Origin of the sequence: Marihabitans asiaticum, from assembly GCF_007828725.1 — a bacterium.
In the GTDB taxonomy this organism is placed as follows: domain Bacteria; phylum Actinomycetota; class Actinomycetes; order Actinomycetales; family Dermatophilaceae; genus Marihabitans; species Marihabitans asiaticum.
Genome location: NZ_VIUW01000001.1, coordinates 336,841 through 362,983 on the forward strand (window position 1 = coordinate 336,841; position 26,143 = coordinate 362,983).

The following is a 26,143-nucleotide window of genomic DNA, read 5'->3' on the forward strand; positions in this document are numbered from 1 at the left end:
CACGGGGACCACCGGACCAGAGTCCCCTGGGCCACCCTGGTCAAGGAACGGCTGGCGGACCGTCCAGAACGCAGGGCCGATGCCGTGGACGAGCACCCCGCACCCATGCTCGCCGAGCTGCCCGATGATGAACGAGCAGCCGTCATCGAGCGGTACCGCGACCTGCTGCAGATCAAGTACGGATCACGGACCGGTAATGCCGAGGGAGACCGGCGCGCCGGCATCCTCAACCCCGACTACGACCCCGAGACCACGACACGAGCTCAACGCATCGCGGCTAAGCAGCGCGAGTGGCGCGCCCGCGGAGAGGCCCGGACCGACCGGTCCACCGTCTACAGACACCTGAGGCGACTCGACGAAGGACCAGACTTCCTCGTCCACGGCAACCGCAGGACCATCTCGCAACGGCTGAGTGACTACGCCCCCGCCGTCCTCGAGATCGTGCGGGCTGAGGTCGCCGCAGAGAGAGACCGACCACACAAGAGCCAGCGCAAGCTGATGGCACGCATTCGCAGCCGGCTCAACACGGAAGGTGTCGGTCAGGCCGTCACTCTGCACCAACTCACCGTCCTCATCGGCGAGACCTCCCGTGGGCTGGGGCTGCACCATCCGGCCAAGACCCGACGCAGCGAGGCCAGCCGTCCCGTCGCCGTCTACGGGACGCAGCGGGTCAGCAGACCAGGCGAGCTCGTGCAGGTCGACGCGACACCCACCACCGTCGCGATCCTCGGCCCACAAGGAGTCCTGGTTCCGGCCGTCATCCTCAGCGCCATCGACGTCTACACCAGGTGCTTCGTCGCCCTGCGGGTATGCGTCGGAGCAGCAACCTCACGAGACGTCTGCGCACTCATCGCCCAGATGGGACGACCGACCGCGACCCGTGCCGGCTACCCGTACGAGCTGGAGCACTGGCACGGCATACCCAGGCTCATCGCCATCAACGACGACCCCGAGGGTGAGAAGACGAGCCTGCAGAAGGTCATCGGACGCAAGCCGGCGATCTACCCGAGCACCATCGTGTTCGACCACGGGTCCGAGAACGCCAGCGACCACGCCATGCGGTATGCCGCGGAGTGCGGCATCGACATCGTCTTCTGCCCTCCACGCAAGGGTCACGCCAAGGGCATCGTCGAGGCCGTCCACCGGGTGCTGGGCGGCGTGGAGAGCGCCATGCCGATCCACAAGGGGCAGAACGTCCTCAACCGTCCCACGGAGTTCGAGAACGCCGTGCCGATCAAGCCGCAGGACCTCCAGGACATGCTCTGGGAGTACGTCATCGACGTCTACTCCAACGAGGAGCATCGTGCCCTGACCGAGGCCCACGGGTCCGACCAGCCGCTGAGCCCAGCGATGGTCTGGTCCGACTACGTGACCTCCTACGGTGAGCTCGACGCCCCGGCCGACCCGTGGGTCTTCCTCAAGGGCCTGGAGCGGAGACAGCGCCAGCTGAGCCCGGAGGGGATCCGCCTGCACAAGGTGACCTACAACTCCAGCCAGCTCCAGCAGTTGAGACCCGTTGTGATGAAGGGCATCGGCGTCAAGGCACGACCGTTGACGGTGTTCTACGACCGCCTCGACACCACCCGCATCTTCCTGGTCCATCCCGTCGAGCGGCACTGGATGGTCGTGCCGCGCGCCATCGACCGCAACGGCAGCATCGCCCCGATGAGCGGACTCGTCCGCCAGGTCGCACTCAACGCCGCCGAGCAGGACACGCGTCGCCCTCTGACCGAGGCGGAGACGCATCACCTCGAGGCGGCCCTGCTCACCCGGTGGTTCGACGGCGTCTTCACCGGGCGACAGGACGCTCGGTATGCCGCGATCGAGGGTGCACGACGGCGCACCTATGCGCACGACCTCGAGGAGGCCAGCCAGGAAGTGCGCGCCCTCGCGTTCCCGGCACCAGAGCTCTCGGAGGAGCCGCAGGAGTACCCCGACACCCGCGACGACGATGAGGAGATCGACTACGACGAGGAGATCACCTTCGACGTCGACGTCGAGGAGAGCATCCAGGACGAGTCGGTGTGGGGGCTGTCATGAGCACACGAGTGGGCACCCGGTTCATGCCGCAGGACATCGACGACTGGCCACATCTGGTCATGGGTCAGAACCCGAGGCCCGAGTTGGGCGGACCCATCTCAGACGACCTTCGGAGGCGTGTCGATGCCTACAACCAGCGCATCGGCACCGTCACCACGCGGGACACGACAGCGGTCGCTGAAGCCATCCGAAGGGCACACTTCGAGAACGACCACTCGGCATATGGGAGCGCGACCTGTGTGATCCTCGACGGCAAGCCGATGAGCGGAAAGACACACGCCGCCCTGTCTGCAGCATTCAGCGAGACCAAGCAGATCTGGTCGGCCCTCGGACGGGCACCGGACGACCGAAAGTACGACCGAAGTGTTCCGTGGATCTACGTAGAGGTACCCAAACTTGCGCGAGGCCTCTCGCTGCTCAAGGCGATCTGGAGCTTCCTGGGGCCGCCCCCACTACCTCAGGGCGCAACGACAGCGGACTACCTGGAAGCACTCCGCAAGATCGCGCCAAGGGTCGGCCTGCGCGGCATCATCATCGACGACGGACACGGCATCGGGGCCGGCCAGAACAAGGACTCACGGCTCCTGGCCGACGTCCTCAAGGGCATCATCACCGGGCTCCCCGCAACCATCGTGCTCATCGGCACCGGCTTCAGCGAGTCCGGGGTTCTTCATGGAGCCGCTGGAGACCAAGTACGGCTCCGCGGCGCCAGGTGGATCGACATCGGGCGATGGGAACCACCGTCACCTGGGAAGATCGGCGACTGGGAGTACCTCGCGCGCAGCCTCAACGAACGCCTTTTCCTCCCTGCCGATGCGACGCGTGTCCGGTTGACCACTCGCGGGGCCGTCCACATCCTCCACGAGGGCAGCCGGGGTCGACCCGGCTTGGCCGTCGAGTGGGCCAAGAGGGCCGCTTCGTATGCCGTGTGGAACGACACGGATCTTGATGCCGCAGCCTTGGACGCGACGCGATCTGGACTGTTGACTCAGGAGCGGCCATGACCACGCACCTGCCTCTCCGCATCGACCCTCTGCCAGGGGAGTGGTGGCGCGGCTATGTCGCCCGGGTGGCGACCGTCTATCGCGTTCTGCCCACGGCACTCCTGTCTCGCGCTCCGGGTGCGACCGTCATCCCCCGGTACAGGTTGACGTGGTCGGGAACGGTGGCAACCCGAGAGGCGGTCCTGCAACTCGCAGATCTCTTCAGGTTGGACCCGGACGAAGTCGACCGGATGCACCTGAGTGCCTTCAACGGTTCCGCCATCCGCATGGCTGACTCCGACCGCGACCTCTTCGATCCCACCAGCCCGCACCGTGCGAGCAAGCATCCGACCCAGAAGATCGGCCTCATCGTCAGTGGGGGACAGGACCGCTGGTGCCCGCAGTGCGTGGCCGAGCTGCCGGGCTACCGAGCTATGACCTGGCGCCTCCAGACGCATCTGATCTGTCTGACGCACGGCGAGCTGTTGAGGTCGGTTGACCAGTCACCTGTGCCGTTCACCTTGACGGCCGAGATCGCCGAAGCTCAGGCCAACGTCCTGTCACGGCTGCGCCCAACCGCAGACAACGCCGCCTTCTTCATGGATGTCGAGGGTCACCTCAGACGAGCCAACAGGCGCGGCTGGGAGCCGCTGCACCGGCGAGCCACGCAGGATCCCGAAGCGGCTCTCGCAGATCTGACGAACGCGGTTCGGATGGCACTTGCGCGCGGCTACCCGGATGCCCAAGGAATGACCTCCATGCCTGTCCAAGCCAGGACGAGACACATCCGGGCGCCCGACTCCCTCGGCTTCCCGGGCGACTGGAACGTCTTCGCGCACCTGCTGCCCACACCCATGTTCGTGGGCGGCTTCTCCGACCTGCTCTACCCGGCGCGGATCCGGGACGGAAGGGCCATCGCCGCGCTGGGGACGCTGATGAGCGCCACAGGATGCCACCTGTATGAGGCCATCGAACTCATGCCGCCGAGACGACGGAGCAGTAACCTCTTCAAGTTCTTCCAGCAACTGGTTCGCCTGGAGCAAGAAGGGCGCGCGGAACACTTCTGGCGGGAGTGTCGTGCTGCTGTCTCGGCACTCATCGAGGACCGCGTCGACTATCGACTCCGCGAAACTGTCTGCTCCGACCCCGGCGCCTTCCTCGCGTCCATCAACGCCGCACCCGAGGCTCACCAGGGGATGGTGCGGACCTGGCTCGTCGACCAGTGGGCCTGCACCTACACCTCCAGCCGCGTTCGACCCAGCGTTCTAGACCGGAGCATCGAAGACTTCGACCGGTGCTACGGACCGAGGATGCGCGTCGCACTTGAACAACTCGTGGGGGAGTGTGCGGCATGACCAGGCTCCCGCTGGTGCTTGCCCCACTTCAGGACGAGTCGTGGTCGTCCTACCTCACGCGGTGCGCTGCGCAGCACCACACGACGGTCGCATCCCTCGGGGGCCACCTGGGACTTCGCGACGCACGAGGTCGCTGGCCTGGCCGTTTCGGCGTCAACATGGATGACACCAACGTCCAACGGGTTGCCCCGCTGATGGGCCTCGAGCCCAATCAGGTCCAGCAGATGCACCTCGCCGCCTACGACCAGCTCGCCCTCGATCTTGGAGGCCTCGCTCACGGCACCGCGATCGCGGGCACCAGAGCAACAGCGCACTCAGCCTGGGTCTGGCTTGCCGGGACCACCTTCTGCCCGCCCTGCCTGGAAGAGGACGGAGCATGGAGACTGAGCTGGCGCATCCCGTGGATCACGACCTGCCTGCGGCACGACGTGCACCTTCGAGGGGCCTGCTCGCTTTGTGGAGGTGTGTCGGGGCATGGCAACAAGTTCCACGCATCCGCGCCACCTCGCGTCGCGGCTGCCCCTGACGGTCGTCGCTGCACTTGCCCCCAAGCGGGCGGCCGCGTCTGTGGGGCTGACCTCACCGACCAGCCGGCGCTGGCTGCGGACCCCGGCCGGTTGCGCCGAGCCAGGCTCCTGGCCGACCTCGCCGCCGGAGAGCGAGGAAGCGTGGCGGGCATCGAACGGACCTCTCTGCAGACACTCCGGGCATGGCAGTCAGCGATCGGCGTCGCCGTCCGACTGGGAGCCGTTGACGCCGGCAGCTGGGGCCGCACCCACCGCTGGGCCAACCCACCCCGAGACCCCGACCTGATTGATCAGCTCCTAGGGGCAGTCGAGCCCCTCGTCACCGCAGCAGATGTCCCTGCTGCGGCAGACGTGCTTGACCACTGGATACGGGGCGCAGGGATTCGCTCTCCACATGCGAACACCTTCAGTCGGATCACCCAACCTTCGGCCGCGCTACGTCCGGTGATCGACGAACTGCTGCGTCGTCACGGCCGAGTGCACACCTTGATGCAGCGGCGCCTGGTCACAGACGACGGACTGCCGATAGGGCATAAAGACTGGGGTGTCGACGACATCCACAACTCGTGTGGCCTTGTGCGCTGCCCTTGCATCTGCGCCACTCCACCAGGCCGGACCAGCGCATCCTCCGTGCCGTCGTCGCCATGATCCTGGCCAGGACATGCACGGACGCCAAGGACTGGGTAGCCGCGGGCGCCGATCTCGGCTTCCCACCGGACAAATCACGAAACTGGACTCGGTACGCCTTCTCTTCGAAATTTTCCATAAAGCACGAACTCCTCCGCTCTGCCGAACTTCTATGTGACGCGCTGATCCATCAACCTGAACGTGCCTCTTGGGCGGTTCGAGAGCAGGTAGAAGGATTCGGTCTCCCAGCGCTGACTTGGGCTCAGGCTCCCGAATGCGCTGCTCGCGGCTACCAGTGGTGTCCTTGTTTGTAAGAGGGCAGCGCTCCACCATTCGAACCGCGGCCGTCAGACTTGGCTCCTGCGCCAGGATGCCGGTAGGTCAGAGAACTCTGAAGCTGGAATATGGGGCGGCGGGTCGGCGGCGGCCAAAAGCATGTCAGCTAGGCGATGGCACCCTCCGAGCACTTCGTGGGGCATGCCCGCGGAGCCGGCCTTCATGAAAGCGTGATCGATTCGCTCCTTGACGATCGCCTTGTGGTGCTTGTCCAAGCGCCCCTGGTAATCATCAGCAGCGCCGATGAAGGACTGCCACCGCACCGGAAACATCGAGCCATCGGTGTCACGGAGGACATCTTCGCCAAACATGAACTCGATCGAAGCTGCGCGGCCGTTGACGTTCGTTACCGTGGAGCCGCTTGGGCCGAGAGTCGGGTACGAAGTCGCATACTTGACCTCCGGAAGGGTAGTTACCGCGATATGGGATGGGAGTCTCAGCGCTTGAAGTTGTTGCGCTGCGACCCGACCAGCAGTGTCATTGTCGAGCACGGCCACGATGCGATTCATCACCTTGGCTGAGGCCATACCTTTGGTAAGCGACACGACTCGGTCCGTACCGCCAGGTGCCTGGTACTCAGCGAAATCAAGGAACTCAAACAGGTGGGCAGCGGCAGGAGCCGTAATTTCCAGCGCTCGGCGGAGCCAGCGCGCGTCGCTGGGGCCCTCCGTGATGACTATGACAGGTCCGCTCGCGGAGACGGCGGCGGCCATCCGGGCGCGCGCACCTACGTGAGGCAGATCGTCGAACTCCATCCATCCACCAAGGATGAGGTCCGTAAGATCGAGAGTTACCGGAGTGTCGGGTCGAGTATTCATGAGGGAGAGCGCGAGGGCGAAACGAGGGTCATCGAAACCTTCGCGCAGGGATACCCATTGGTTGTTAAGGAATCGCTGTTCGGGATCGTCCAATTGGAAGATCGGGGCTTGTGCCGCCGCTTGGCCTCGGCGACTTGACAGGACCGCAGTGACTGCAGCGCCGTCGGGGTAGGCGCTGCGCCCTTCTGGCCATGAGTCCCGCGGGTCAATATGGCCATCCTCGGCGTTGGGCGAAAACTCATCGTCGAAATAGGCTGTGCAGAGCGATCGCACGCGCGCGGAAGAGAACCCCTGGAGTTCGAGGCGAGTCCGGAGAGCCGCCGCAGTCGCTGAATACCCCATCAACCGACTGTGCCACGCGAGAGGTGCGTCGACTTCCGGATGGTCGGCCGATAGCTCCTCTAGCCTCGAGAGCTCATCACGCTTCGTGGTGTCGACGAAGAGGTCACCCTCGGTGAAGACCAGCATCAACTGGTCGGAGACGAAGTTCTTACCGAACACGGGGGCAGCCCGCTTCCCTACCTCGATCTGCCACCAAGAACCCATCCTTTAACCCTAGTCGCCGATCGCATGCGGGTCTGGCACGGCAGAGCATCTGTTCGTAGTTGGTCCTCGCCGCGTCGACCATCGCGGTCAGCGCGAGGAGACCCGTGGCCTACGACGGTTCTGGCTGCTCGACCGAGGCCGGAGCAGGACAGTGCTGGTAGATCGAGCCTCAGCGCCGCGCGCGGAGGCAGACTGTCGGTGGCGGGGTACATGATGTAGACATAGGAAGCGACGAGTACAGAGGAGCGCGAAATGACTGTCGTTCTCGAACCGACCATCCTCGAGCTGGAGGCCGAACGGGAGCACCTGCTCGCAGGGTCCCCGTTCTCCGAAGTTGAGCTCCGTGAACGCGCCGCCGCCTACAGCCTCACGCCGAGCGAGTCGCGGCTTCTGCGGCGTCTGGATGAGATCCGCTACCTGCTGGGGGAGAGCGACTGACCTCGGCATGACGGCTCTCAAGACGCTGGCTGATCATGCGGAGGCGTTCGCAACTGAGTTGACCAGCACCTTTCGCGGCGTCTTCGGGGAGTCCATGCCTGAGTTCGTGGCTGAGGCGTCGCCGCGAAGGGATGGAACGACGCAACGGTTGCTGGTGCATCCGAAGGACAGCGTTGACATTTGTCTCGAGATTGGCGGCGCGCATGCGCTGACTCTTATCTGCGACTACCACTGTATTTGGGACCACCAGGCGACCTACTTGAAGGTCACTAAGGCCAATGTTCACGTACGGCCCGCAACCGACGCGACGCCGCTGTTCCGGTACGAGTTCGAGGACAGTATGCAGGCCGCCCTCCCGTGCGCTCACCTTCAGATTCATGCCCATCGCGACGAGTTCCTGTTCGCGATGCTGCGAGCAGGCAGGGGGAAGCCCGCCATCCGTGTTAAGGCCGCTACAGGTGAGTCCAAGGCGGCTGTGCCGCGCTTGTCGAACTTGCACTTCCCGCTCGGCGGTGCACGCATGAGACCTTGCGTCGAAGACGTCCTGCAGATGTTGGTGAGTGAGTTCGCCGTAACGACAGTTCCGGGAGCTCAAGCAGTGCTCGATGCGGGCCGGGCCCGCTGGCGGCGTCACCAGATCGGCGCCTCTGTCCGGGACGCTCCTGCCGAAGCCGTTCGGGTGCTTGAGGGAATGGGCTACACAGTGGTGGAGCCAGCTGAGGGCCCTAGATTTGAGCGGTTGGACCGGCTCACTCGGTTCTGACGGACCGCAGCCTCGGGCCTCGGGGCCAGAGTTGCAGGGCCGCCTGTCTCAAAATCGTCGGCAGAACGAGTCTCAGAATCCGGCAGATTCGGGGGGTCCAGTCTCAGAATCGGTCCCCGCTGACATGTCAACGGCGAGCGATTTCGACGCCGTCCCACCGCGACTCCAATGCTCGCGTCCAGATCTCCAGAGCCAACTCGTCGTCGATGTGGCCACGCAGATCGGCCAATGCGCTGTGCGCCATGGCGTCGAAGGTGCCCAGCGTCGCTCCGCGAAACCAGTTGTGCTTGCCGGGTTGCGGACCCTCGGTGGCGTCAATGCCGTGCAGCGCAGCGACGAAGTCGGTCACGTCCTTGGCGAAGCCAACCGGGTCGACCACCGCGTCGAAGCTCGCGGGCATTCCGTCGATCCACTCATAGACCGACCAAGAGAACGGATAGCCCGCCCCCGGTTCCCCCCTCACAAGAGGGACAGGGATTGGCCGCGGAAGGTGCGGAGCAAGGACCGGAAGCCAGCGGTGCTCCTTCTCGACAGCCAAGGCATACTCCTGCGCGCTCGGCAGGCGAAGCAGCATCGACTCGCCGAGGTGGAAGGTCCAGTTGTCCCAACCACCGTTCTCCACCGGAACGACCGGAAGCGAGGCCCACTGGGGACACTGCTCCTGGACAAGCCGCCGAACCTGGTCCGGTTCGACGGTGATGCGCTGCGGTCTGGGACCGAGGCCGGGGACGTCGTCCATCATGCCCACCTCAGGCGGTGCCCTGGCGAAGGAGGTCCGCCACCGGCGGGTGCGGAGTGAAACCGGCCGAGGCGTATGTAGCCACGGCGCCGACGTTGGAGGACTCCGCGCACACAATCGCACTGGATGCCCCCATCTCGCGCAAGGCGAAGCCTGCGGCCTGGCAGATGGCAGCGCCGTAACCCTTCCCGCGATGGTCGCGGTGGGTACCCATGGGCTCGATCAATCCCGGCCGACCTCGCCCAGCGGACCACACGCCAGCGATGGCCACCATCCGACCCTCTGAATCCAGGGCCGCCACTGAGCGGCCTTGCTCAGCGAACGGCCCATCCATCATCGTCGTCCACCAGTCGACGACCTCGGCCCGCTCTGCCTCCCCGAATGCAGTACCTCTGAATGCAGACCAATGGACTTCCATCCATGCGGCCGCGCGATTCGGCCCGACGCTTTCGACGCGTAGGCCGGTCTGTGTGACGAGGGTGTCCGGGACGGGATCGTTCAGGTCGCAGTGCAGCGGTGTCCACGGCTCGTCGAGCTCCCAGCCGTCGGCCAGCATCACGCGTTGCAGTGCTGTCGCGCCGCGCGCCTCGACGACTGCCTCACCAGCGGGAAGCCCCCCACGGTCCGGGTCCGTGATGTCGGCGCTGACTTGTCGAGCGAGGGCCTCATTGTCTAGTTGGTCGGGATCGATGCCCAGCCGAAGAAGACCGTCAGGCCCGTCGAGAAGTCCAAGGGCGAGGAGAGTGTCGCCGCAAAACCAAGCGCGGAGCGCCTGGGCTGTGGCCTCCGCTCCTCTCATAGAGAACCAGCCAAGATCGCCGGGGTGCAGCTGGATCGGTCCGTTGTCTCGCTGAAAGGTGCTCAGCGTCGAGGCCAGTGACCGGAGTTCGTCAGCAGCGGGTGTTCTCAGCACGATGTCCACGACGGCCATCCAAGGCATCGCACGAACAGTCTGCAACCGAATTTGCCGGTCGGGGCGTCCCGCATCGCCCATCCAGTTCTCGCCATTAGGCACTACGGTCCAGCCAATCCGGGGCTCACGAGCGGTGTGGACCATAGGTGAGCCAGTTCGCCCCGGCCTGCTCCGCCCAACGCTGCGCCGTGTTGGGGTGAATCCCCAGAATGCTCGCGATGACCGCGGGCGGCACACGCCCGGCCAAGTGATACACGGCCGTGTTCCGACTGGTCCGTGCAGGAATCCCCACCGCGCGCAGGGCATGCATCAGCGATGTCGGGTGCCTGTGGCGGCCAGCGTTCTTGCCAGGGAAGAGCCAGCGTTCGTCGGCCAAGGCTCGGGCTGCCCAAAAGGGCTTTCGGATGGGCAGTTGTCGCAGCAGGTCAGCCAAGGGCGGTGCTAGGTCAAGCGGATCGGGCCCGAGTGCTAGCTGCACGGAGCCGTTTCGTACAAACAAGTCGTCGATCGTCAGTTGGACGATCTTCGTCAGTGGCTGGGCGTAAAGCAGCACCAAACACCCTGCGGCACGTTCCTTCACGCCTCCGGAATCTGGGTCGTGCAGGAGCCGTCTCGCCAGCGCCAGCTGAGCCTCCGGGTCGGCTGTGTTCACTGCTGACTCGAAGGAATGCTCAGGGACCTCCAGATCCGGCGCCAGCAGCCGCTGGCCCTGCAACCAGTGCAGGAAGGTCAATGTCGACGCCTCTCCTGCCCGCCTGTCGACCTCTTCCTGAGTGCACTCCTTGAGGGTCAGCCCTCGTGCGCCCAGGTGGTCCAGGAAACCTCGCGCCGTGCGGACGGCCTGGCGCGCGTTGTAATGCTGCGACACCGTCAGGCCATGCGGTCCAACCTGCTTGCGGCTGACGATGTGCCAGTGGGCGTACCGGCTCAGTACGTGGCGTGTCTCCGCATCGTCGACCTCGGCGACGTACTCCCGGCAGAAGGCCCGCAGCCGGGACATGTGCTCGTCCCGCTCCTCCAGGACGTTGGCTGACACCAGAAGCGCCCTCAAGTAGTGCACCCCGGTCCGATTGCCTTCCTGGTCCAGGAGCTGGTGGGGGACGCGTCCGTGCTCGTCGAGCAGTCGAGCGAGGAGCGTGAGGCTCTCGGTACGTGCCCAGTTGCTCAGTAGCCCGCGTCGAACAACTCCCAACAGTGCAGTCCACAGGTCGTCGTAACCCGGGCGCACCCTCCCGCTTTCGTCGACCAGCAGTTCGTCGATGCGCTTAGGCGCTTGGCAGGCGAAACACCATGGCCGGCCGTTACGAGTCGTACGCCGCCCCAGCGCCTGGTCGCCGCACTCCGAGCACTCAACCACTGGCGCCCAGTAGCAGGTCGGGCACACGTCCGGACTGTTCTCCGTCGCCCGCAAGGCCATCCGACGGGTTCGTCCGCACATCCCACACTCCCGCTTGGGATGGCGATAGCGCTTCCCGCACACGTTCTTGCGGTGCCCACTGCGACCACCCTCTCGCGCCAAGAGGATGGCTGTTCGACCGCAGTTGTCACAGACCCCTCGAGCCTGCCTCAGCAGCGCGTAACAGATGGCACAGAGGACCTGGTCGTGGTCTCCGTCCCGGTCGCGCCAGTTGACCCGAGCCCTTCGACCACAGTTGCTGCACGGGTACTGAGGGCCTCGGGCACTAAAGCAACGACGGCAGTAGAAGCGACCAGGCCGGCTTCGAGCAGGTGGGTGTGACCGATGCGGTCGCCTCGGGGATGCCGCGGATCGTCATGCGACGCGCGCTCTGAGCGTCGCGTGCGGAGGTCTCGGTGTCCTCAGCGCTCCACAGCAGTTACCAGGCGTACTCAGCCAGCCGTGACGGGTCGATGTCCGGTGCCAGTCCGTCGCCACTCGCGGCCGATGTGGGGAAGACGAAGTCCACCCTCGCGTCCGGTGCCGATCGGCGGTCGAGTTCGCGCCGCAGCCCCTCCAGGACGATGTCCCGCATCGGAACCCCCTCGGTGGAAGCCCGCTCGCGCAGGTTGCACATCAGCGCGTCCGGCAGCTCCACGGTGATCTTCATGTGGGCACGATATCGAGCACTGCGGCCAAGTCGACTCGCCCTACGCTGGACCGATGGACGACGGCGAGACCCGTGCGGCAGAGGCGTTGCGTGCCAGCGGCATCGAGCACACCATCACCCGGCACGGCCGGGTCGCCAGCCTCGAGGAAGCGGCCGCCGCCCGCGGGGTGAGCCCCGCCGACATCGTCAAGACCCTTGTGGTCCGCCGCGGTGAGGGCGACTACCTCTTCGTCCTCGTCCCCGGCGACCGTCAGATCTCCTGGCCGAAGCTGCGCGCCCACCTCGGCGTCAACCGCCTCTCCATGCCCGACGCCGCGATGGCTCGTGAGGTGACCGGCTACGAGCGGGGCACGATCACCCCCTTCGGCTCGACCACCCCCTGGCCCGTCATCGCCGACGCGACCGTCCCCGGCCGGACCATCTCCCTCGGCGCGGGCGGTCACGGCGTGGCCGCGACCGTGGACTCCGACGCGGCGCTCGCAGCGCTGGAGGCCGACGTCGCCGACGTCGCCGACCCCGCCTGAGCCACCTGACGACTCACTGCGACACCGGCTCTACGGAGCAAGTGAGTCCCGGACCGCGATGATCTCCGCCCGCCGCTCACCGGTGAGGACCTCGGGCGAGCCCAGCCGCTGCTCCAGGACCCGGCGGATGCGCATCGCGGTCAGCTCGTCCTCGGTCACCGCCGCGGCAAGATGAAGCAGTGCGGTCGTCTCGGCGATATCCACCTCGAGGAAGGACTCCAGCAGCGGGACGTCGTCGCTGGTGTCGACCGCCATGAGCGCGATGTCCAAGGCTGCTTCGAGGAACTCGGTCGGTCCCGCGAGCGCAGTGCCGCCCGGCATCGCCGGCACAGGATGCCCGCCGCTGTCAGATCTCGTCGTCGACGACCGCGGGTCGCACCGCTCGCAGGCCGGCGAGGGTGAAGGGGACGGCGGTGGCGACCAGGATCCACAGCACGACCTCCCACCCGCCGGTCGCCGCGTGGATCACCCCGACGAGAACCGGCCCGAGCGCCGCGAGCAGGTAGCCCACCGGCTGGACGAAGCCGGAGAGCTGGGCGGTTACCTCGTGCGAGCGGGTGCGGGCGGTGATGAGCGCGATGACCAGGGGGAAGGCGAAGCCGGAGATGCCGAGCAGGACCGCCCACAACCACGGCAGCGCCGCCGGCGCGAGCAGCAGCCCGCCGTAGCCCGTCGCCAGCAGCGCCCCCAGGCCGAGCATCATCGGCGCCAGGCCACGGCCGCAGGCGATGACGGTCGGCATGGTCAACCCGCCGACGATGGTGACCGCCGCGAGCAGCGCCTGCATCGCGCCAGCCAGGGACGCCGAGAGCCCGGCGTCGCGGTAGATCTGTGGCAGCCAGCCCATCTGGATGTAGGCGTGCATCGACTGCAGGGCGAAGAGCGCGGTCATCGCGATCGCCGTGGGAGAGCGGGCGATCCGACCCGACGGGGCGGCCTGGCTCGGGGGCGACGCCGGGGTGCGCCGCCGCTCGGTCCGCGCGATCCACCACCACAGCGCAGCGGCGGCCGCAGCTCCCAACCCCCACAGGCCCAGGCTCCAGCGCCAGCCGGAGGCTGCGGCGATCGGGGCGGTGAGCAGTGACCCGAGCGACCCGCCGACGATCAGCCCGCTGCCGTAGATCGTCATCAGGCGCACCTCGATGCCCCGGCAGGTCTTGATCCAGGCGGGGACGAGGATGTTGCCGACCGCCATCCCGAGCAGCGCGACGGCCGACAGCGCGAGGAAGGCACTCGGGCCCGCGACGAAGGGGCGCGCCAGCAGACCAGCGGTGGCGAGCAGCAGACCGATGGTGATCCCGCCGGAGAGCCCAGCCCGCCGGCCGAGGCGCACGGCAAGTGCCCCACCGACACCGAAGCACAGCCCGGGCAGGCCGGTCAGGGCGCCGGCGAGCCCACCGGGCATAGACAGCCCGGTGCGCAGCTCGTCGAGCACCGGACCGACCGAGGAGGCGCCCGGTCGCAGGTTGAGCGAGACGAGCAGCGCCGCCGCGACGAGGATGAGCGGCGCGATCGTCCGCGCCGCTTCCGCCGCCGACCCGCGCACCCGCTCTTCGCTCACCGACCGAGGCTACGGGCAGGGGCGGGACCACCCGGCAGCCGGGGCCAGCGACGATGATGGGCGGGAGCACGATGACGACACGCGCTGGGCGAAGGGAGTGCCATGGACACCAGGGAGGCGACAGGGCTGACCGGTCGCACCGTCGACCTCAACAGCGACCTCGGGGAGTCCTACGGCACCTGGACCCTCGGCGACGACGAGGCGATGCTCGGCGTCGTCACCTCGGCCAACGTCGCCTGCGGCTTCCACGCCGGGGACGCGCTGACCCTCCAGCGCACCTGCGCTGCCGCCGCCGAGCGCGGTGTGGTGATCGGCGCCCAGGTCGGGTACAACCACCTCGCCGGCTTCGGCCGGTGGAGCATCGACATGCCCTCACCCGAGCTGACCGCCGACGTGCTCTACCAGCTCGGCGCGCTCGAGGCGATGTGCCGGATCGCCGGCACCTCCGTGCAGTACGTCAAGCCCCACGGCGCGCTCTACAACACCGCGGCGGTCGACGCTCGACAGGCTCGAGCGATCGTCGACGCGGTCCTCGCCTACGACCCCTCGCTGCCGCTCATTGGCCTGCCCGGCTCGGAGCTGCTCGCCGCCGGTGAGGCCGCCGGCCTGCCCGTGATCCGCGAGGCCTTCGCCGACCGCGCTTACACGCCCGAGGGGCGGCTCGTCTCCCGGCAGGAGCCCGGTGCCGTGCTGCACGACCCCGACGAGGTCGCCGACCGGGTCGCGCGCCTGGTGACCACCGGTCGTCTCACCGCCGTCGACGGCACCGAGATCGAGGTGCCGGCCGACTCGATCTGCACCCACGGCGACACCCCCGGCGCGGTCGCGATGGCCCGCGCGGTCCGGGACCGCCTCCAGGCCGAAGGGGTAAGCATCGCCCCCTTCGTCACCAGGTCGGGCGGCAGATCGAGCGGTGCCGCACCGGATGGGTGAGCGGGGGTGAGCGTGCCATGCGAGGTCCTCCCGATGGGTGATGCGGCGATCCTGCTCGAGACCACCGACAGCGACGCGGTGCTCGCGCTCACCGCCCGGCTCGAGGAGCTGCGCGCCGCCGGCGAAGGACCGTGGCGCCGGGTCGCCGACGTCGTCCCCGCCGCCCGGACCGTGCTGCTCGTCGCCGACCGCGAGATCGACCTCGGCGAGCTCGCCCGGCAGGCCACGGCCGCCGCGGCGCGCGAGACCGAGCTCCCACGGGCCGGGGGCCCCGCCAGTCGCGCCGAGGAGATCGAGATCCCCGTGGTCTACGACGGCGCGGACCTCGACGACGTCGCCGCGCACACGGGCCTGAGCATCCCGGAGGTCATCGCCGCCCACACCGGCACGCCCTGGCGGGTCGCCTTCGGCGGCTTCGCCCCCGGCTTCGGCTACCTCATCGGCGGCGACCCCCGGCTGCAGGTACCGCGCCGAGAGTCTCCGCGCACCGCCGTGCCTGCCGGGTCGGTCGCGCTCGCCGGCGAGTACTCCGCCGTCTACCCGCGGAGCAGCCCCGGCGGGTGGCAGCTCATCGGCACCACGAGCACCCCGATGTGGGACCTCGACCGCGACCCGCCCGCGCTGCTGCGGCCGGGGTCGACCGTGCGCTTCGTGCAGGTGGCGCCGTGAGCGAGGCGGCCGGTGCCGGCCAGGCTCGGGCGCTCGAGGTGCTCGCCACCGGCCCGCTCGCGCTGATCGAGGACGAGGGCCGCGTCGGGAGCATGGCCCTCGGGGTCGGTCGCGCCGGGGCTGTCGACCGCGGCTCCTACCGCCTCGGTGAGCGGCTCGTCGGCAACCCCCCGGGCTGCGCCGCGATCGAGGTGACCTTCGGCGGTCTGTCGGTGCGCGCCCATAACGACCTCACCGTCTGCCTCACCGGGGCACCCGCCCCGGCGACCATCGGTGACCGAGCAGTCGGGCTGGGGTCCCCCCTTCGCCTGCCGGACGGTGCCGTGCTTACCCTCGGCGCGCCGGCTGCGGGGATGCGCACCTACCTCTGCGTGCGCGGTGGGATCGACGTCGACCCGGTGCTCGGGTCGCGCTCCACCGACACGATGTCCTGGCTCGGCCCCCACCCGCTCAGCACGGGGCAGCTCCTGCCCGTCGGGACCGTCGACGCGGTTCACCACTGCGTCGACCAGGCGCCCACCGCGCTCCTGCGCACCGACCCCTTCGAGATCGCCGTCCAGCCCGGCCCGCGACGGGACTGGTTCGCCGACCCGCGCCAGCTTGCTCGCGCCGATGGCTGGGTGATCACCGAGCGCAGCGACCGCAAGGGGGTGCGTCTCGACGGTGACCCGATCGAGCGGGCGCCCGAACGGGAGTCTGCGGAGCTGCCGAGCGAAGGGGTGGTGCGCGGCGCGATCCAGGTGCCCCCGGACGGGCGGCCGGTGATCTTCCTCGACGACCATCCGGTCACCGGCGGCTACCCGGTGATCGGCGTCGTGCGCTGCGCCGACGTCGACCGGGTCGCTCAGGGGGTGCCCGGCCAGCGAATCACCATGAGGTGGCAGGCATGAGCGACTGCTCTGGATGCCGGGCAGGGATGGAGGCTGGTGGGGTCGGAGGGGAATCGCTGGCGGGGGCTCGGCCTCATGGCGATTCTCGAGGCCGAGCCGGGCGCCGAGGCGGTCCTGGACGCCGCCGCCTCTGCCGCCTGTCGGATGTCCGTCGCGACCCGGCTCGAGGTGGCGATCGTCGCCGATGCCCGGTCGACCTCGCACGGCGCACGCCTCGACGAGCTGGTCGAGGCCCTGAACATCGAGGTCGTGCCGGTGTCAGAGCGGGAGGGCGAGATCGCCCGTGCCGCCTACCGGCGGTTCGGCAGAGGGTCAGGCTCGCCCGCCCGGCTGAACGTCGGCGACTGCTTCGCCTACGTCCTCTCCGTCGCCAGTGGCGACCCGCTTCTCTTCGTCGGGGTCGACTTCACTCACACCGACGTCATCCCGGCCCTCCGCTCGCAGGCATAGCTCGTGCTGCGGTGAGTTAGCTGGGTCCTGGATGTCGCCTCGTGCAGCTGACCGGCGGGGACAATGGTCGGATGACCACGGGTGATGATGCCGAGGCGACCCGGCTCGAGGAAGAACGCCGTGAGGTGGTCGAGCGCCTCGCCGAGCTCCGGCGCGGCTTCGACGGGATCGTCGAGGCGTCTCGCGACTCCAACGCCGACGACGAGCATGACCCGGAAGGGGCGACCATTGCCTTCGAGCGGGCGCAGGTCGCGGCTCTCGTCGCGCAGGCAGAAGCGCACCTCACCCGGGTCGAGGCAGCGCTCGACCGGGTCAGCTCCGGCGACTACGGCCGGTGCGAGGTCTGTGGCGAAGCGATCCCGGCGGCTCGACTCGAGGCGCTCCCCACCGCGCGGACCTGCGTGCCGTGCGCCGCGCGCAGGCCTGCCTGACCCCCTTCGCGCCGCAAGGCCGCCGCAGCGATCAGGCGCTGCTACCCGGCTCGAGCCGGGCGCCCGCTTCGATCGCCTGCCCCGGGGAGATCTGCGACTCTCGACCGATGAGGACGATCTCCTCGTCGGTCGGTGGCCACTGCGCGGGCTCGGCACCGACCGTCGCGTCGCTGCCGATCCGGCACCGGTGGTCCACGACGCACGCGGTGAGCACCGCACCGGCCTGCACGACGACGTCGTCCATGAGCACGCAGTCCTGCACGACCGCCCCAGCCTCGATCATGCACCCCGGGCCGAGGACGCTGCGCCGCACCGTCCCGGCCACCTCGACCCCGGCCGTGAGCAGCGAGTCCTCGACTACTGCGCCCGCGCTGACCATCGCCGGCCGCAGCTCGGGGAAGTGGGTGCGGATCGGCCACCGCCGGTCGTCGAAGACGTCGACCCGCCCCTGCAACAGCTCCCGGTGCGCCTCGAGGTACACCGAGGGCCGGCCCAGGTCACGCCAGTACCCGCTCAGCGCGAAGGCGTAGGCGCTGCCCCGCTCGATGAAGCGCGGCACGAGCCCGTCGGCGAAGTCGCCCAGCCCCTCGGTCAGGCCGGGGTCCTCGGTCGCCCGGTCCCGCCGGAGCGAGTCGAGCTCGCGCAGCAGAGCGGCCGCGTCGTAAACGAAGACCTCAGCAGCAACGACCCCGTGCGCCGGCTCGTCCGGCTTGTCCTCGACCCAGGTCACCCGGCCGTCGTCGTCGACGTCGACCACGGCCTTGTGCTGGGCGTCCTCGACGGGGATCTCGACGGTCACGACGGTCAGCTCCGCCCCCTTCGCCAGGTGCTGCTCGACCACCGCCCGCACGTCGAGCCGGTACACCTGGTCCGCGCTCATGACGACCACGACGTCCGGGCCGAGCTCGGTGATCTGCGGCATGAGCTGGAGCAGGTCGTCGACGTTGCCCGAGCTGAAGCCCTCGATCGCCCCCGCCCGTCCCTCCTCGGGCACGAGCCGTCGGTAGCCGCCGGTTGTGCGGTCCAGATCCCACGGGCGCCCCCCGGCGAGGTGCCGGTCGAGGGAGGACGCGGCGAACTGCACCGACACCCACACGTCCGGGATGCCGCTGTTGCTCAGGTTGCTCAGGGCGAAGTCGATGAGCTGGAAGCTGCCGCCGTACGGGATGGCCGGCTTCGCGCGCTCGCGGGTGAGGACGTCCATGCGGCTGCCCTTGCCGCCGGCCTGGACGATGCCCAGGATCCTTGGCGAGCGGGCGAAGGGGGTGACCTCGAGCATGCGGGAAAGGTAACCGGACCGGGCGGTGATCTGCGCCCCCGCAGGGGGGGCCGGTCGACGAGGTGCCCGGCCGCCAGTCGGGCCGGGTCAGGGGGCCGCGTCCGCCCCCTTCGCCTCCGGCTCGGGTCCGTCGCCGTGCCAGATGACCCGCTGCGGGAAGGGGATCTCGATCTCGGCCTCGTCCAGGGCCTTCTTCACCGCGATCGCGACCGCGGTGCGCACCCGCCACCGGGTCGCCATGTCAGCGGAGTGCCAGTACATCAGCGCGAAGTTGATCGAGCTGTCGGCGAACTCCTCGACGAAGGCCTCCGCGCTTGGCCGGTCGGAGACGCCGTCGACCTCGCGGACGGCCGTGAGCAGGGTGTAGCGGGCCAGCTCGAGATCGGTGTCGTAGCGCACCCCGACGGCGAGCGTCGTGCGGCGAAGGGGGGTGCGGGTGTTGTTGACGATCGGCTCGCGCAGCACCGAGGCGTTGGGGATGATGACGTTGAGCCCGTCGTAGGTGACCAGTCGGGTCGCCCGCAGATCGACGTCGACGACCGTGCCCTCGTAGTCGTTGGTCCAGATCTGGTCGCCGATGACGAAGGGGCGCCGCACCTGGATCATCAGGCCGGCGAGGAAGTTCTGCAGGATGTCCTGCGCGGCGATCGCCACCGCGATGCCGCCGACCCCCAGCGCCCCGAGCATCGGCCCGATCCGTACCCCGGCCACGTCGAGCGCGAGGAGCGAGCCGATGAGGACGAGGGTGATGCTCAGCAGCCGGCCGATCTGCCGGACGGCGTGCCGGTCGCTCTCGCCGCGGGTGGCGTAGCGGCTTAGCGCAACCCGGGCCGCGATCGAGATGAGCAGGGCGAGGACGAAGACGAGCACGCCCGCCCACACCGGGTCGAGAGTGCCCAGGCCGCCGGGCAGGTCGACGTCGTCCACGGGTCCAAACCTAGGGCAGACCCCTTCCGCAGCGGGGCGGTCGGTGCCAGTGTTGAGTCATGGCGACAGCACAGGTGATCCACGACGGGTTCGACTTTGGTGAGGGGCCGCGCTGGCATGACGGCCAGCTCTGGTTCAGCGACTTCTACCGGCACGCGGTCTACACCCTCGACCCGGAGTCCGGCGAGGAGACCAAGGTCGTCGACGTCCCCCGCCAGCCGTCCGGCCTGGGCTGGCTGCCCGACGGCCGGCTGCTCGTGGTGTCGATGACCGACCAGAAGGTGATGCGGCTCGAGGAGGACGGCTCGCTCGTGGAGCACGCCGACATCTCCGCCCACTGCGGGTATCACGCCAACGACATGCTCGTCGACGACCAGGGGCGGGCCTACGTCGGCAACTTCGGGTACGACCTGCACACCGACATGGCGCAGCGCAGTGTCGAGGAGATCCTCGGGGATGAGTCCGCCGGGCGGACCGACCTCGTGCGGGTCGACCCGGACGGGACGGTCACGGTCGTCGCCGAAGGGGTGCGCTTCCCCAACGGCATGGTCTTCGTCGACGGCGGACGCACGCTCGTGCTCGCCGAGACGCTGCGCCTGCAGCTGACCGCCTTCACCGTGCAGGACGATGGGTCGCTCACCGACCGTCGGGTGTGGGCCTCCACCGCCGAGCAGATGGTCGCCCCGGACGGCATCGCCGCCGACCCCCAGGGCGGGGTGTGGGTCTCGGCCGCCCTCGGGCCTGCCGTGGTCCGCTACGCCGAAGGGGGAGAGGTCACCGGCCAGGTCGAGACGACGCAGAACGCCTTCGCCTGCGCGGTCGGCGGCGCGGACGGACGCACCCTCTATGCGATGACGGCGCCGTCGTCCGAGCCGAAGGACGTCGACGGCCAGAGCGCCGGGGCGATCGAGACGGCCGCAATTTGAGGGCGTCAGTCGCGCATCATGATGAGTGCATCATGATGCTATGATGCACGAATGAGAACGACGGTCACGATCGACGACGGACTGTTGGCCGAGGCCAAGATCCTTGCGGCGCGTGAGCACCGCACGATCGGTTCGGTCCTCGAGGAGTCACTCCAGGATCTGCTGGACCGGCGAGCGGTGCGCGGCCCGGTGCCCGCGGGCCTCCCGACCTTCACGCCGGAGCGGCCCGGACTGCGTGATGGGGTCGACCTCGAGGATCGCGACACCATGGACCAGCTTCTTGAGGGTGAGGGCGGTGCGCGTGCTCTTCCTTGATGTGAATGTCTGCCTCTACGCCTTCCGGCCCACCATGTCCGATCAGGCGGCCGCCGTCGCTGACTGGCTCGGCGCCCGCCTCTCCGGGCGGGACCGGGTCGCCGTGAGCGACTCCGTGCTCGCCTCGATGGTTCGAATCGCGACGCATCCCCGGGTCTTCGAGGAGCCGGCGCCGCCCGCTACCGCCCTCGACTTTGCCGCCACCCTGCGGTCGCACCCGAGCGTCGGCGTCGTGACGCCCGGCGCCCAGACCTGGCAGGCCTTCACCGAGTACGTCGCTGACCTGCGACTGAAGGGTGCGGATGTCCCGGATGCCTACCTCGCGGCTGTTGCCCGCGGCTCTGGCGCGACGATGGTCACCACAGATCGTGGGTTTACCCGCTTCCCCGGCCTCCGGGTCCTCGACCCGACGACGGCCTAGGGGACGTGAGCCGGCGCGAAGGGGTGAGCTCACCCCTTCGCCTCGGCCTCCCCGGGCGGTTTGGGAGCGCTCTTCTTCGCTCCGTCCTTCTTGCCGATGAGCTGCTCGCGCAGCTCGGAGGCGCGGCGGACGCCGGTGAGCACCGCGGGGTGAATCTCCTCGCCGGTGCGCATCACCGAGAAGCGGCCGCCCCGCTCGAGGACGACGAGGGCGACCTGCGAGGGGTGGACCACGCCGCTCTGGCGCAGCGCCGCCCACAGCGCCGCCTCGTCGAGACCGTGCTTGTGCAGCTCGGGCCGGTCGATCCGCCCGTTGATCATCACTGCCGTCGCGCGGTACCGCTGGCGCGCCTGCATCCGCTCCATCCGCTGCACCCGGCCTGCGAGCGTCTCCATCGCGAAGAGCGTCGCGAGGGCGAGCAACCCGCCGCTGAGGGTGGGGACCTGGCCGAGGATCGCGCGACCGACGATCGCGCCGAGCACGGTGACCACGGCCAGGTCGAGGCTCGACGGCGAGGCGTACATCCGCTGACCGAAACGGGAGAGGAAGAAGGCGAAGGCCGAGTACAGCAGCACCGTGCTGAGCACCACCGCGATCGCACCCATGGGGTGCATGCCGAGGTAGTACTCGAGGACGTCCACGCAGTCATCCTTCCAGCAGCAATCGACCCGCCTAGCATGTCCACCATGCCACCGGCCGCCCCGACCGACGAGGTCCGCATCGCATGACGGCCAGCGCGCGCACCCTCGACGACGTCCGCAGCATCGTCCCCCCGACGCTGATCGAGCGGGCCTTCCGCCCGTTCTGGGTGCTGCCCCTGGTGGTGAGCATCGCGTGCATCGCGGCCGGGCTGGCCGTGCCCACGATCGAGGAGGCGCTGGGCAAGCAGGTGCCCTTCGTCTTCGAGGGTGGTCCGGACGGGGCGCGTGGTCTGCTCTCGACGATCGCCAGCGCGATGATCTCGGTGACCGGTCTGGTCTTCTCGATCACGATGGTCGTGCTGCAGCTCGCGAGCAGCCAGTTCACCCCGCGCGTGCTGACCAACTTCCTCGCCAGGCGGGTCAGCCAGCTCACTCTCGGTGTCTTCACCGGCACCTTCCTGTACAGCCTCACCGTGCTCCGCTCGGTCCGCGGAGGCAACGACATCGCCCCCTTCGTCCCACAGGTCGCGGTCACCCTCTCCTTCGTCCTCGTGCTGGCGTGCGTCGCACTCTTCCTCGCCTTCATCCGCGAGATCACGATGTCGATCCAGGTCGGCTACGTCGTCAGCCAGATCGGTGACACGGCGGCGAAGGCGGTCGACGACCTCTATCCGGAAGACCCCGGCAGCGGTCCGGAGATGCGATGGGAGCCGCCGAGCTCGCAGGCCCGGTGGCTGCACTCCGGCGACCGGCACGGGCACCTGACCCACGTCGACTACGAGGACATGGTCCGCACCGCCAAGGCCGCGGACGCGGTGGTCGAGATCGTCGTCGCCATCGGTGACGTCGTCGTCGAACGGCAGCCGGTGGCGCGGGTCTGGGGCCTGAGCGAAGGGGTGAGCACGGGTGACCTCTTCGACGACGTCGAGGAGACCCGCAGCGTGGAGAAGGCCCTGACCGACGCCCTCGGCATCGGTCAGGCGCGCAGCTCGCGCCAGGACCTCACCTTCCGCGTGCGACAGCTCGTCGACATCGCCGAGCGCGCGCTCTCGCCCGGCATCAACGACCCGACCACGGCGATCCAGGTGATCGACGAGCTGCATCGCATCCTGCGCCCGCTGGTCGGTCGGGAGACGCCGAGCCCGTGCATCGTCGACGACGACGAGGTCGTGCGAGTGGTGCACCGAGTGCCGTCGGTGGAGTCCCTGCTCGCCCTCGCGGTGGAGGAGATCAACCACTACGGCGGGGAGTCGCTGCAGGTCCCCCGCCACCTGCACGACATGCTCGAGGACCTGAGCTACGCCGCCCGCCCGGAGCTGCAGCCGGCGATCACGCTGTGGCGCGAGCGCATCCCGCGCGTCTGACGGTCGCCCCGCCCGCCGGCACGGCCGGGAGGCCGTCCGACGGGCGAGACAATCCTGCTCCGGGTTGACGGGAATCCATAACCCAGGATTATATGTGAGCACCCATCCAGAGCGGCTGAGAGATCTGGCTCGACGACGCCGCAGCAACCACCCAAGAGGGCAGGTGCTCACGCCAGGATCGATGGAGGCTCACATGAGTACCGCAGCACATGCCCGACCCCTCGACCTCGAGCCGGCCGCGTCCGCGGCGCCCCCGCCGCCGGACCTGCGCTCCGTCTTCGGGCGGACAGCGTCCAGCGCCTGGGTCGTCACCAGCGCTCAAGCCGGTCGGCTCGCCGGCTTCACCGCCGTGTCGATCGCCTCGGTGTCGCTGGACCCGCCGATGATCTCGCTGAACATCAGCCGCACCTCCTCGTCGCTGTCGACGGTGGTGCGCTCGCGGCGACTGGCAGCGCACCTTCTCGACGACGGACAGCAGCACCTCGCCGAGCGCTACGGCGGCGACCGAGACCGACGCTTCGTCGTCGACGGCACCTGGAGCCTGGATCAGCAGGGCGTGCCCGTCGTCCACGACGCGGTCGCCCGACTCAGCGGCGACGTCACCGACGTCGTCGATGCGGGCGACAGCTACGTGGTCATCGCCGCGGTGAGCGACATCGAGCTCTGCCAGCGACCCGCGCAGGAGCGGCGACCGCTCCTGCGCCTCGGCCGCGACTGGTGCTCCCCCTTCGCCTCCTGACCACCCCCCCTTCGCAGATCCCCGGGGAACCTCAGACGAACGGTCACCCCCTTCGCCCTATCCACCTCGCGGGCTACCACGCAGTACTGGCTGTGATCACGACCAGTACTGCGTGGTAGCCGGCAACTCCACCGTAAAGGACACCTCATGACTGCCACCCCCGACACCCAGATCGTCGCCCCCAGCGCGACCGTCCCGGACCACCTGCAGTTCGCGTACTGGGTCCCCAACGTCTCCGGCGGGCTCGTCGTCTCGACGATCGAGCAGCGCACCGACCACACGCCGGACTACAACATCGACGTCGCCCAGACCGCCGAGCGCGTCGGCTTCGACTACGCGCTGACCCAGGTGCGCTACCTCGCCAGCTACGGCGCCGACGCCCAGCACGAGTCGGTCAGCTTTTCCCTCGGCCTGCTCTCGCGCACCGAGCGGCTCAAGGTCATCGCCGCAGTGCACCCCGGCCAGTGGCCGCCGCATATCCTCGCCAAGCTCGGCGCCACCGCCCAGGAGCTGCATGGCAACCGGCTCGCGCTCAACGTCGTCTCCGGCTGGTTCAAGCGGGAGTACACCGAGCTCGGGCTCGACTGGCTCGACCACGAGGAGCGCTACCGCCGCGCCGAGGAGTTCATCGAGGTGCTGCGTGGTCTCTGGGACGGCGAAGGGGGGTTCACCTACCGCGGCGACTTCTATCGCACCCGAGACGTCACCTTCCGCCCGACTCCCACGGTGGCGCCGGAGATCTTCCAGGGCGGCAACTCCGACGCCGCACGCGACATGGGCGCGCGCCTCTCCGACCTGTACTTCATGAACGGCGGGTCGGTGGAGAAGATCGGCGAGCAGATCGCCGACGTGCGGGCGCGGGCCGAGGTCTTCGCGAGGGACATCCGCTTCGGGCTCAACGGCTTCGCCGTCGTTCGCGACACCGAGGACGAGGCCCGCGCCGTCGTCGAGGAGATCATCGCCAAGGCCGACGCCGACAAGGTCAACGACTTCGGCGAGGCGGTCAAGCAGGCGGGCCAGTCCACCGGCAACAAGACGGGCATGTGGTCCGACTCCGACTTCGCCGACCTCGTGCAGTACAACGACGGATTCCGCACCGGCCTGGTCGGCACCCCGGAGCAGGTCGCGCGGCGGATCATCGAGTACCGCAAGGTCGGGGTCGACCTGCTCCTCGTCGGCTTCCTGCACATCCGCGAGGAGGTCGAAGCCTTCGGCAAGCAGGTCATCCCGCTGGTCCGTGAGCTGGAGGAGGCGGAGGGACTGACCCCGACCTCGCTCGCCACCGATGCCGCCGGGGTCTCGGCATGACCACCGCTCAGACCGAGAACCACGCAGCCCACGAGAAGATCGCCGACGTCGCCTCGCTGCGCGCCCGGCAGAAGCCGCTCAAAGAGCGCTACTCCGAGGACGCGGCGGCGGCCGTCGTCACCTCGCGCGCCAGTGCTCGGGTCCTCGGCGACGACATCGCCGCCGAGCTCGACACCGACGCGGGGACGGTCGTAGCCGGCCTCCACCCCGCCACAGGTGGTGACGGCACACAGGCCTGCTCGGGCGACATCGTGCTGCAGGCGCTCGTCGCCTGCGCCGCCGTCACCCTGAAGTCCGTGGCGACGGCGATGCGGGTCCCCCTTCGGTCGGCGACGCTCACCGCCACCGGCGAGTGGGACGCCCGCGGCACCCTCGGGGTCGCCAAGGACGTCCCCGTCGGCTTCACCTCGGTCTCCGTCGTCGCCGATCTCGACACCGACGCCGACGACGCGACGGTCGACCGGCTGCTCGAGCTGACCGAGCGCTACTGCGTCGTCGCCCAGACTCTGCGGAACCCGCCGGAGGTGAGCGTCGAGCGGGCCTGACCAGGCGAAGGGGTGAGCTGCTCACCCCAACGCTTGGTTACCTCGGGCGAGACGACGAAGCGGCTCGGT

29 protein-coding genes and 1 riboswitch are annotated in these 26,143 nt (G+C 68.7%); of the genes, 19 read left to right on the forward strand and 10 right to left on the reverse strand.

Annotation, left to right across the window (positions count from 1 at the left end; all coding sequences use genetic code 11):
* Positions 1-84 precede the first annotated feature (84 nt).
* The 4 genes from FB557_RS01560 to FB557_RS14845 are packed head-to-tail and all read left to right on the forward strand — an operon-like array spanning position 85 to position 5,553.
* Positions 85-2,040, forward strand: a complete 1,956-nt coding sequence (locus FB557_RS01560) for a DDE-type integrase/transposase/recombinase (RefSeq protein WP_144855018.1) — start codon at positions 85-87, stop codon at positions 2,038-2,040.
* A gap of 23 nt (positions 2,041-2,063) precedes the next feature.
* The gene (locus FB557_RS01565; protein ID WP_170236144.1) at positions 2,064-3,044 is read left to right on the forward strand and encodes a TniB family NTP-binding protein; all 981 of its coding nucleotides are present in this window, start codon (positions 2,064-2,066) and stop codon (positions 3,042-3,044) included.
* Positions 3,041-4,378 (forward strand): TniQ family protein, encoded by a 1,338-nt coding sequence (locus FB557_RS01570; RefSeq protein WP_144855022.1) that lies wholly within the window; start codon positions 3,041-3,043, stop codon positions 4,376-4,378. Before FB557_RS01565 ends, FB557_RS01570 begins: the two co-directional genes overlap by 4 nt.
* Positions 4,375-5,553, forward strand: a complete 1,179-nt coding sequence (locus tag FB557_RS14845) for a TniQ family protein (protein WP_144855025.1) — start codon at positions 4,375-4,377, stop codon at positions 5,551-5,553. The genes FB557_RS01570 and FB557_RS14845 overlap by 4 nt, the downstream gene beginning before the upstream one ends.
* Before the next feature lie 326 nt (positions 5,554-5,879).
* Here the strand turns inward: FB557_RS14845 and FB557_RS01580 are convergent, their stop codons facing one another.
* A complete protein-coding gene (locus FB557_RS01580; protein WP_144855027.1) occupies positions 5,880-7,187 on the reverse strand; it encodes a toprim domain-containing protein in 1,308 nt (435 codons plus the stop codon).
* 297 nt (positions 7,188-7,484) lie between these two features.
* Here FB557_RS01580 and FB557_RS01585 point away from each other — a divergent pair, with 297 nt between their 5' ends.
* A complete protein-coding gene (locus FB557_RS01585) occupies positions 7,485-7,670 on the forward strand; it encodes a hypothetical protein (RefSeq protein ID WP_144855029.1) in 186 nt (61 codons plus the stop codon).
* Between the two features lie 7 nt (positions 7,671-7,677).
* On the forward strand, positions 7,678-8,433 hold the full coding sequence (locus FB557_RS01590; protein ID WP_144855031.1) for a hypothetical protein: 756 nt from the start codon (positions 7,678-7,680) through the stop codon (positions 8,431-8,433).
* A gap of 127 nt (positions 8,434-8,560) precedes the next feature.
* Here FB557_RS01590 and FB557_RS01595 read toward each other — a convergent pair whose 3' ends face one another.
* From FB557_RS01595 to FB557_RS01610, 4 genes are all read right to left on the reverse strand, one after another.
* The gene (locus tag FB557_RS01595; RefSeq protein WP_144855033.1) at positions 8,561-9,172 is read right to left on the reverse strand and encodes a phosphotransferase; all 612 of its coding nucleotides are present in this window, start codon (positions 9,170-9,172) and stop codon (positions 8,561-8,563) included.
* Positions 9,173-9,182: 10 nt separating this feature from the next.
* Entirely contained in the window at positions 9,183-10,094 is a 912-nt protein-coding gene (locus FB557_RS01600) for a GNAT family N-acetyltransferase (RefSeq protein ID WP_144855991.1), read from the reverse strand.
* Between the two features lie 115 nt (positions 10,095-10,209).
* Positions 10,210-11,502, reverse strand: coding sequence for a hypothetical protein (locus FB557_RS01605; RefSeq protein WP_144855035.1), 1,293 nt, complete (start codon positions 11,500-11,502; stop codon positions 10,210-10,212).
* A 418-nt stretch (positions 11,503-11,920) separates the two neighbouring features.
* Positions 11,921-12,151: a hypothetical protein gene (locus FB557_RS01610; RefSeq protein WP_144855037.1), complete on the reverse strand. Its 231-nt coding sequence runs from the start codon at positions 12,149-12,151 to the stop codon at positions 11,921-11,923.
* A 53-nt stretch (positions 12,152-12,204) separates the two neighbouring features.
* Between FB557_RS01610 and FB557_RS01615 the strand changes: the two genes are divergently transcribed.
* Positions 12,205-12,675 (forward strand): aminoacyl-tRNA deacylase, encoded by a 471-nt coding sequence (locus FB557_RS01615; protein ID WP_144855039.1) that lies wholly within the window; start codon positions 12,205-12,207, stop codon positions 12,673-12,675.
* Positions 12,676-12,705: 30 nt separating this feature from the next.
* Here FB557_RS01615 and FB557_RS01620 read toward each other — a convergent pair whose 3' ends face one another.
* Positions 12,706-12,996 carry a hypothetical protein gene (locus tag FB557_RS01620; RefSeq protein WP_144855041.1) on the reverse strand — a complete coding sequence of 97 codons (291 nt, stop codon included), beginning with the start codon at positions 12,994-12,996 and terminating at the stop codon, positions 12,706-12,708.
* A gap of 25 nt (positions 12,997-13,021) precedes the next feature.
* Complete coding sequence (locus FB557_RS01625; protein ID WP_144855043.1) at positions 13,022-14,236, reverse strand: MFS transporter; 1,215 nt, start codon at positions 14,234-14,236, stop codon at positions 13,022-13,024.
* Positions 14,237-14,338: 102 nt separating this feature from the next.
* Between FB557_RS01625 and FB557_RS01630 the strand changes: the two genes are divergently transcribed.
* The 5 genes from FB557_RS01630 (at position 14,339) to FB557_RS01650 (ending at position 17,609) form a co-directional block, all read left to right on the forward strand.
* The gene (locus FB557_RS01630) at positions 14,339-15,169 is read left to right on the forward strand and encodes a LamB/YcsF family protein (protein WP_144855045.1); all 831 of its coding nucleotides are present in this window, start codon (positions 14,339-14,341) and stop codon (positions 15,167-15,169) included.
* A gap of 33 nt (positions 15,170-15,202) precedes the next feature.
* Positions 15,203-15,838, forward strand: coding sequence for a 5-oxoprolinase subunit B family protein (locus FB557_RS01635; RefSeq protein WP_144855047.1), 636 nt, complete (start codon positions 15,203-15,205; stop codon positions 15,836-15,838).
* Entirely contained in the window at positions 15,835-16,728 is an 894-nt protein-coding gene (locus FB557_RS01640; RefSeq protein ID WP_144855049.1) for a 5-oxoprolinase subunit C family protein, read from the forward strand. The genes FB557_RS01635 and FB557_RS01640 overlap by 4 nt, the downstream gene beginning before the upstream one ends.
* A 75-nt stretch (positions 16,729-16,803) precedes the next feature.
* On the forward strand, positions 16,804-17,178 hold the full coding sequence (locus FB557_RS01645) for a type II toxin-antitoxin system VapC family toxin (protein WP_144855051.1): 375 nt from the start codon (positions 16,804-16,806) through the stop codon (positions 17,176-17,178).
* A gap of 71 nt (positions 17,179-17,249) precedes the next feature.
* Entirely contained in the window at positions 17,250-17,609 is a 360-nt protein-coding gene (locus FB557_RS01650; RefSeq protein ID WP_144855053.1) for a TraR/DksA family transcriptional regulator, read from the forward strand.
* Positions 17,610-17,640: 31 nt separating this feature from the next.
* On the opposite strand, the gene FB557_RS01655 is transcribed toward FB557_RS01650, so the two are convergent.
* The gene (locus tag FB557_RS01655) at positions 17,641-18,888 is read right to left on the reverse strand and encodes a glucose-1-phosphate adenylyltransferase family protein (protein WP_144855055.1); all 1,248 of its coding nucleotides are present in this window, start codon (positions 18,886-18,888) and stop codon (positions 17,641-17,643) included.
* Positions 18,889-18,975: 87 nt separating this feature from the next.
* A complete protein-coding gene (locus FB557_RS01660) occupies positions 18,976-19,815 on the reverse strand; it encodes a mechanosensitive ion channel family protein (RefSeq protein WP_144855057.1) in 840 nt (279 codons plus the stop codon).
* A 59-nt stretch (positions 19,816-19,874) separates the two neighbouring features.
* Between FB557_RS01660 and FB557_RS01665 the strand changes: the two genes are divergently transcribed.
* Genes FB557_RS01665 through FB557_RS01675 form a run of 3 tightly spaced genes read left to right on the forward strand, consistent with a single transcriptional unit; the run spans position 19,875 to position 21,477 of the window.
* Positions 19,875-20,741: an SMP-30/gluconolactonase/LRE family protein gene (locus FB557_RS01665; RefSeq protein WP_144855059.1), complete on the forward strand. Its 867-nt coding sequence runs from the start codon at positions 19,875-19,877 to the stop codon at positions 20,739-20,741.
* A 51-nt stretch (positions 20,742-20,792) separates the two neighbouring features.
* Complete coding sequence (locus tag FB557_RS01670; protein WP_144855061.1) at positions 20,793-21,056, forward strand: type II toxin-antitoxin system VapB family antitoxin; 264 nt, start codon at positions 20,793-20,795, stop codon at positions 21,054-21,056.
* Positions 21,037-21,477: a TA system VapC family ribonuclease toxin gene (locus FB557_RS01675; RefSeq protein WP_170236145.1), complete on the forward strand. Its 441-nt coding sequence runs from the start codon at positions 21,037-21,039 to the stop codon at positions 21,475-21,477. The genes FB557_RS01670 and FB557_RS01675 overlap by 20 nt, the downstream gene beginning before the upstream one ends.
* A gap of 29 nt (positions 21,478-21,506) precedes the next feature.
* Here the strand turns inward: FB557_RS01675 and FB557_RS01680 are convergent, their stop codons facing one another.
* Positions 21,507-22,118, reverse strand: coding sequence for a DUF421 domain-containing protein (locus tag FB557_RS01680; RefSeq protein WP_144855064.1), 612 nt, complete (start codon positions 22,116-22,118; stop codon positions 21,507-21,509).
* An 83-nt stretch (positions 22,119-22,201) separates the two neighbouring features.
* On the opposite strand from FB557_RS01680, the gene FB557_RS01685 reads away from it, so the two are divergent.
* From FB557_RS01685 to FB557_RS01700, 4 genes are all read left to right on the forward strand, one after another.
* The gene (locus FB557_RS01685; protein WP_144855066.1) at positions 22,202-23,482 is read left to right on the forward strand and encodes a DUF2254 domain-containing protein; all 1,281 of its coding nucleotides are present in this window, start codon (positions 22,202-22,204) and stop codon (positions 23,480-23,482) included.
* 99 nt (positions 23,483-23,581) lie between these two features.
* Positions 23,582-23,670: riboswitch (SAM riboswitch) on the forward strand.
* 5 nt (positions 23,671-23,675) lie between these two features.
* Positions 23,676-24,221, forward strand: a complete 546-nt coding sequence (locus FB557_RS01690) for a flavin reductase family protein (protein ID WP_170236146.1) — start codon at positions 23,676-23,678, stop codon at positions 24,219-24,221.
* Between the two features lie 147 nt (positions 24,222-24,368).
* Positions 24,369-25,529 (forward strand): dimethylsulfone monooxygenase SfnG, encoded by a 1,161-nt coding sequence (gene sfnG, locus FB557_RS01695; protein ID WP_144855070.1) that lies wholly within the window; start codon positions 24,369-24,371, stop codon positions 25,527-25,529.
* Positions 25,526-26,074, forward strand: a complete 549-nt coding sequence (locus tag FB557_RS01700; protein WP_144855072.1) for an OsmC family protein — start codon at positions 25,526-25,528, stop codon at positions 26,072-26,074. Before sfnG ends, FB557_RS01700 begins: the two co-directional genes overlap by 4 nt.
* Positions 26,075-26,143: the final 69 nt, after the last annotated feature.

Excerpts from the sequence above, each read along its gene's own strand:
- sfnG (WP_144855070.1), top strand. The coding sequence starts at position 24,369 with ATGACTGCCACCCCCGACACCCAGATCGTCGCCCCCAGCGCGACCGTC.
- FB557_RS01690 (WP_170236146.1), top strand. The coding sequence starts at position 23,676 with ATGAGTACCGCAGCACATGCCCGACCCCTCGACCTCGAGCCGGCCGCG.
- FB557_RS01630 (WP_144855045.1), top strand. The coding sequence starts at position 14,339 with ATGGACACCAGGGAGGCGACAGGGCTGACCGGTCGCACCGTCGACCTC.
- FB557_RS01665 (WP_144855059.1), top strand. The coding sequence starts at position 19,875 with ATGGCGACAGCACAGGTGATCCACGACGGGTTCGACTTTGGTGAGGGG.
- FB557_RS01605 (WP_144855035.1), bottom strand. The coding sequence starts at position 11,502 with ATGGCCTTGCGGGCGACGGAGAACAGTCCGGACGTGTGCCCGACCTGC.
- FB557_RS01700 (WP_144855072.1), top strand. The coding sequence starts at position 25,526 with ATGACCACCGCTCAGACCGAGAACCACGCAGCCCACGAGAAGATCGCC.
- FB557_RS01585 (WP_144855029.1), top strand. The coding sequence starts at position 7,485 with ATGACTGTCGTTCTCGAACCGACCATCCTCGAGCTGGAGGCCGAACGG.
- FB557_RS01685 (WP_144855066.1), top strand. The coding sequence starts at position 22,202 with ATGACGGCCAGCGCGCGCACCCTCGACGACGTCCGCAGCATCGTCCCC.
- FB557_RS01650 (WP_144855053.1), top strand. The coding sequence starts at position 17,250 with ATGACCACGGGTGATGATGCCGAGGCGACCCGGCTCGAGGAAGAACGC.
- FB557_RS01610 (WP_144855037.1), bottom strand. The coding sequence starts at position 12,151 with ATGAAGATCACCGTGGAGCTGCCGGACGCGCTGATGTGCAACCTGCGC.
- FB557_RS01615 (WP_144855039.1), top strand. The coding sequence starts at position 12,205 with ATGGACGACGGCGAGACCCGTGCGGCAGAGGCGTTGCGTGCCAGCGGC.
- FB557_RS01570 (WP_144855022.1), top strand. The coding sequence starts at position 3,041 with ATGACCACGCACCTGCCTCTCCGCATCGACCCTCTGCCAGGGGAGTGG.
- FB557_RS01595 (WP_144855033.1), bottom strand. The coding sequence starts at position 9,172 with ATGGACGACGTCCCCGGCCTCGGTCCCAGACCGCAGCGCATCACCGTC.
- FB557_RS01645 (WP_144855051.1), top strand. The coding sequence starts at position 16,804 with ATGGCGATTCTCGAGGCCGAGCCGGGCGCCGAGGCGGTCCTGGACGCC.
- FB557_RS01590 (WP_144855031.1), top strand. The coding sequence starts at position 7,678 with ATGACGGCTCTCAAGACGCTGGCTGATCATGCGGAGGCGTTCGCAACT.
- FB557_RS01620 (WP_144855041.1), bottom strand. The coding sequence starts at position 12,996 with ATGCCGGGCGGCACTGCGCTCGCGGGACCGACCGAGTTCCTCGAAGCA.
- FB557_RS01655 (WP_144855055.1), bottom strand. The coding sequence starts at position 18,888 with ATGCTCGAGGTCACCCCCTTCGCCCGCTCGCCAAGGATCCTGGGCATC.
- FB557_RS01635 (WP_144855047.1), top strand. The coding sequence starts at position 15,203 with ATGGGTGATGCGGCGATCCTGCTCGAGACCACCGACAGCGACGCGGTG.
- FB557_RS01670 (WP_144855061.1), top strand. The coding sequence starts at position 20,793 with ATGAGAACGACGGTCACGATCGACGACGGACTGTTGGCCGAGGCCAAG.
- FB557_RS01565 (WP_170236144.1), top strand. The coding sequence starts at position 2,064 with ATGCCGCAGGACATCGACGACTGGCCACATCTGGTCATGGGTCAGAAC.
- FB557_RS14845 (WP_144855025.1), top strand. The coding sequence starts at position 4,375 with ATGACCAGGCTCCCGCTGGTGCTTGCCCCACTTCAGGACGAGTCGTGG.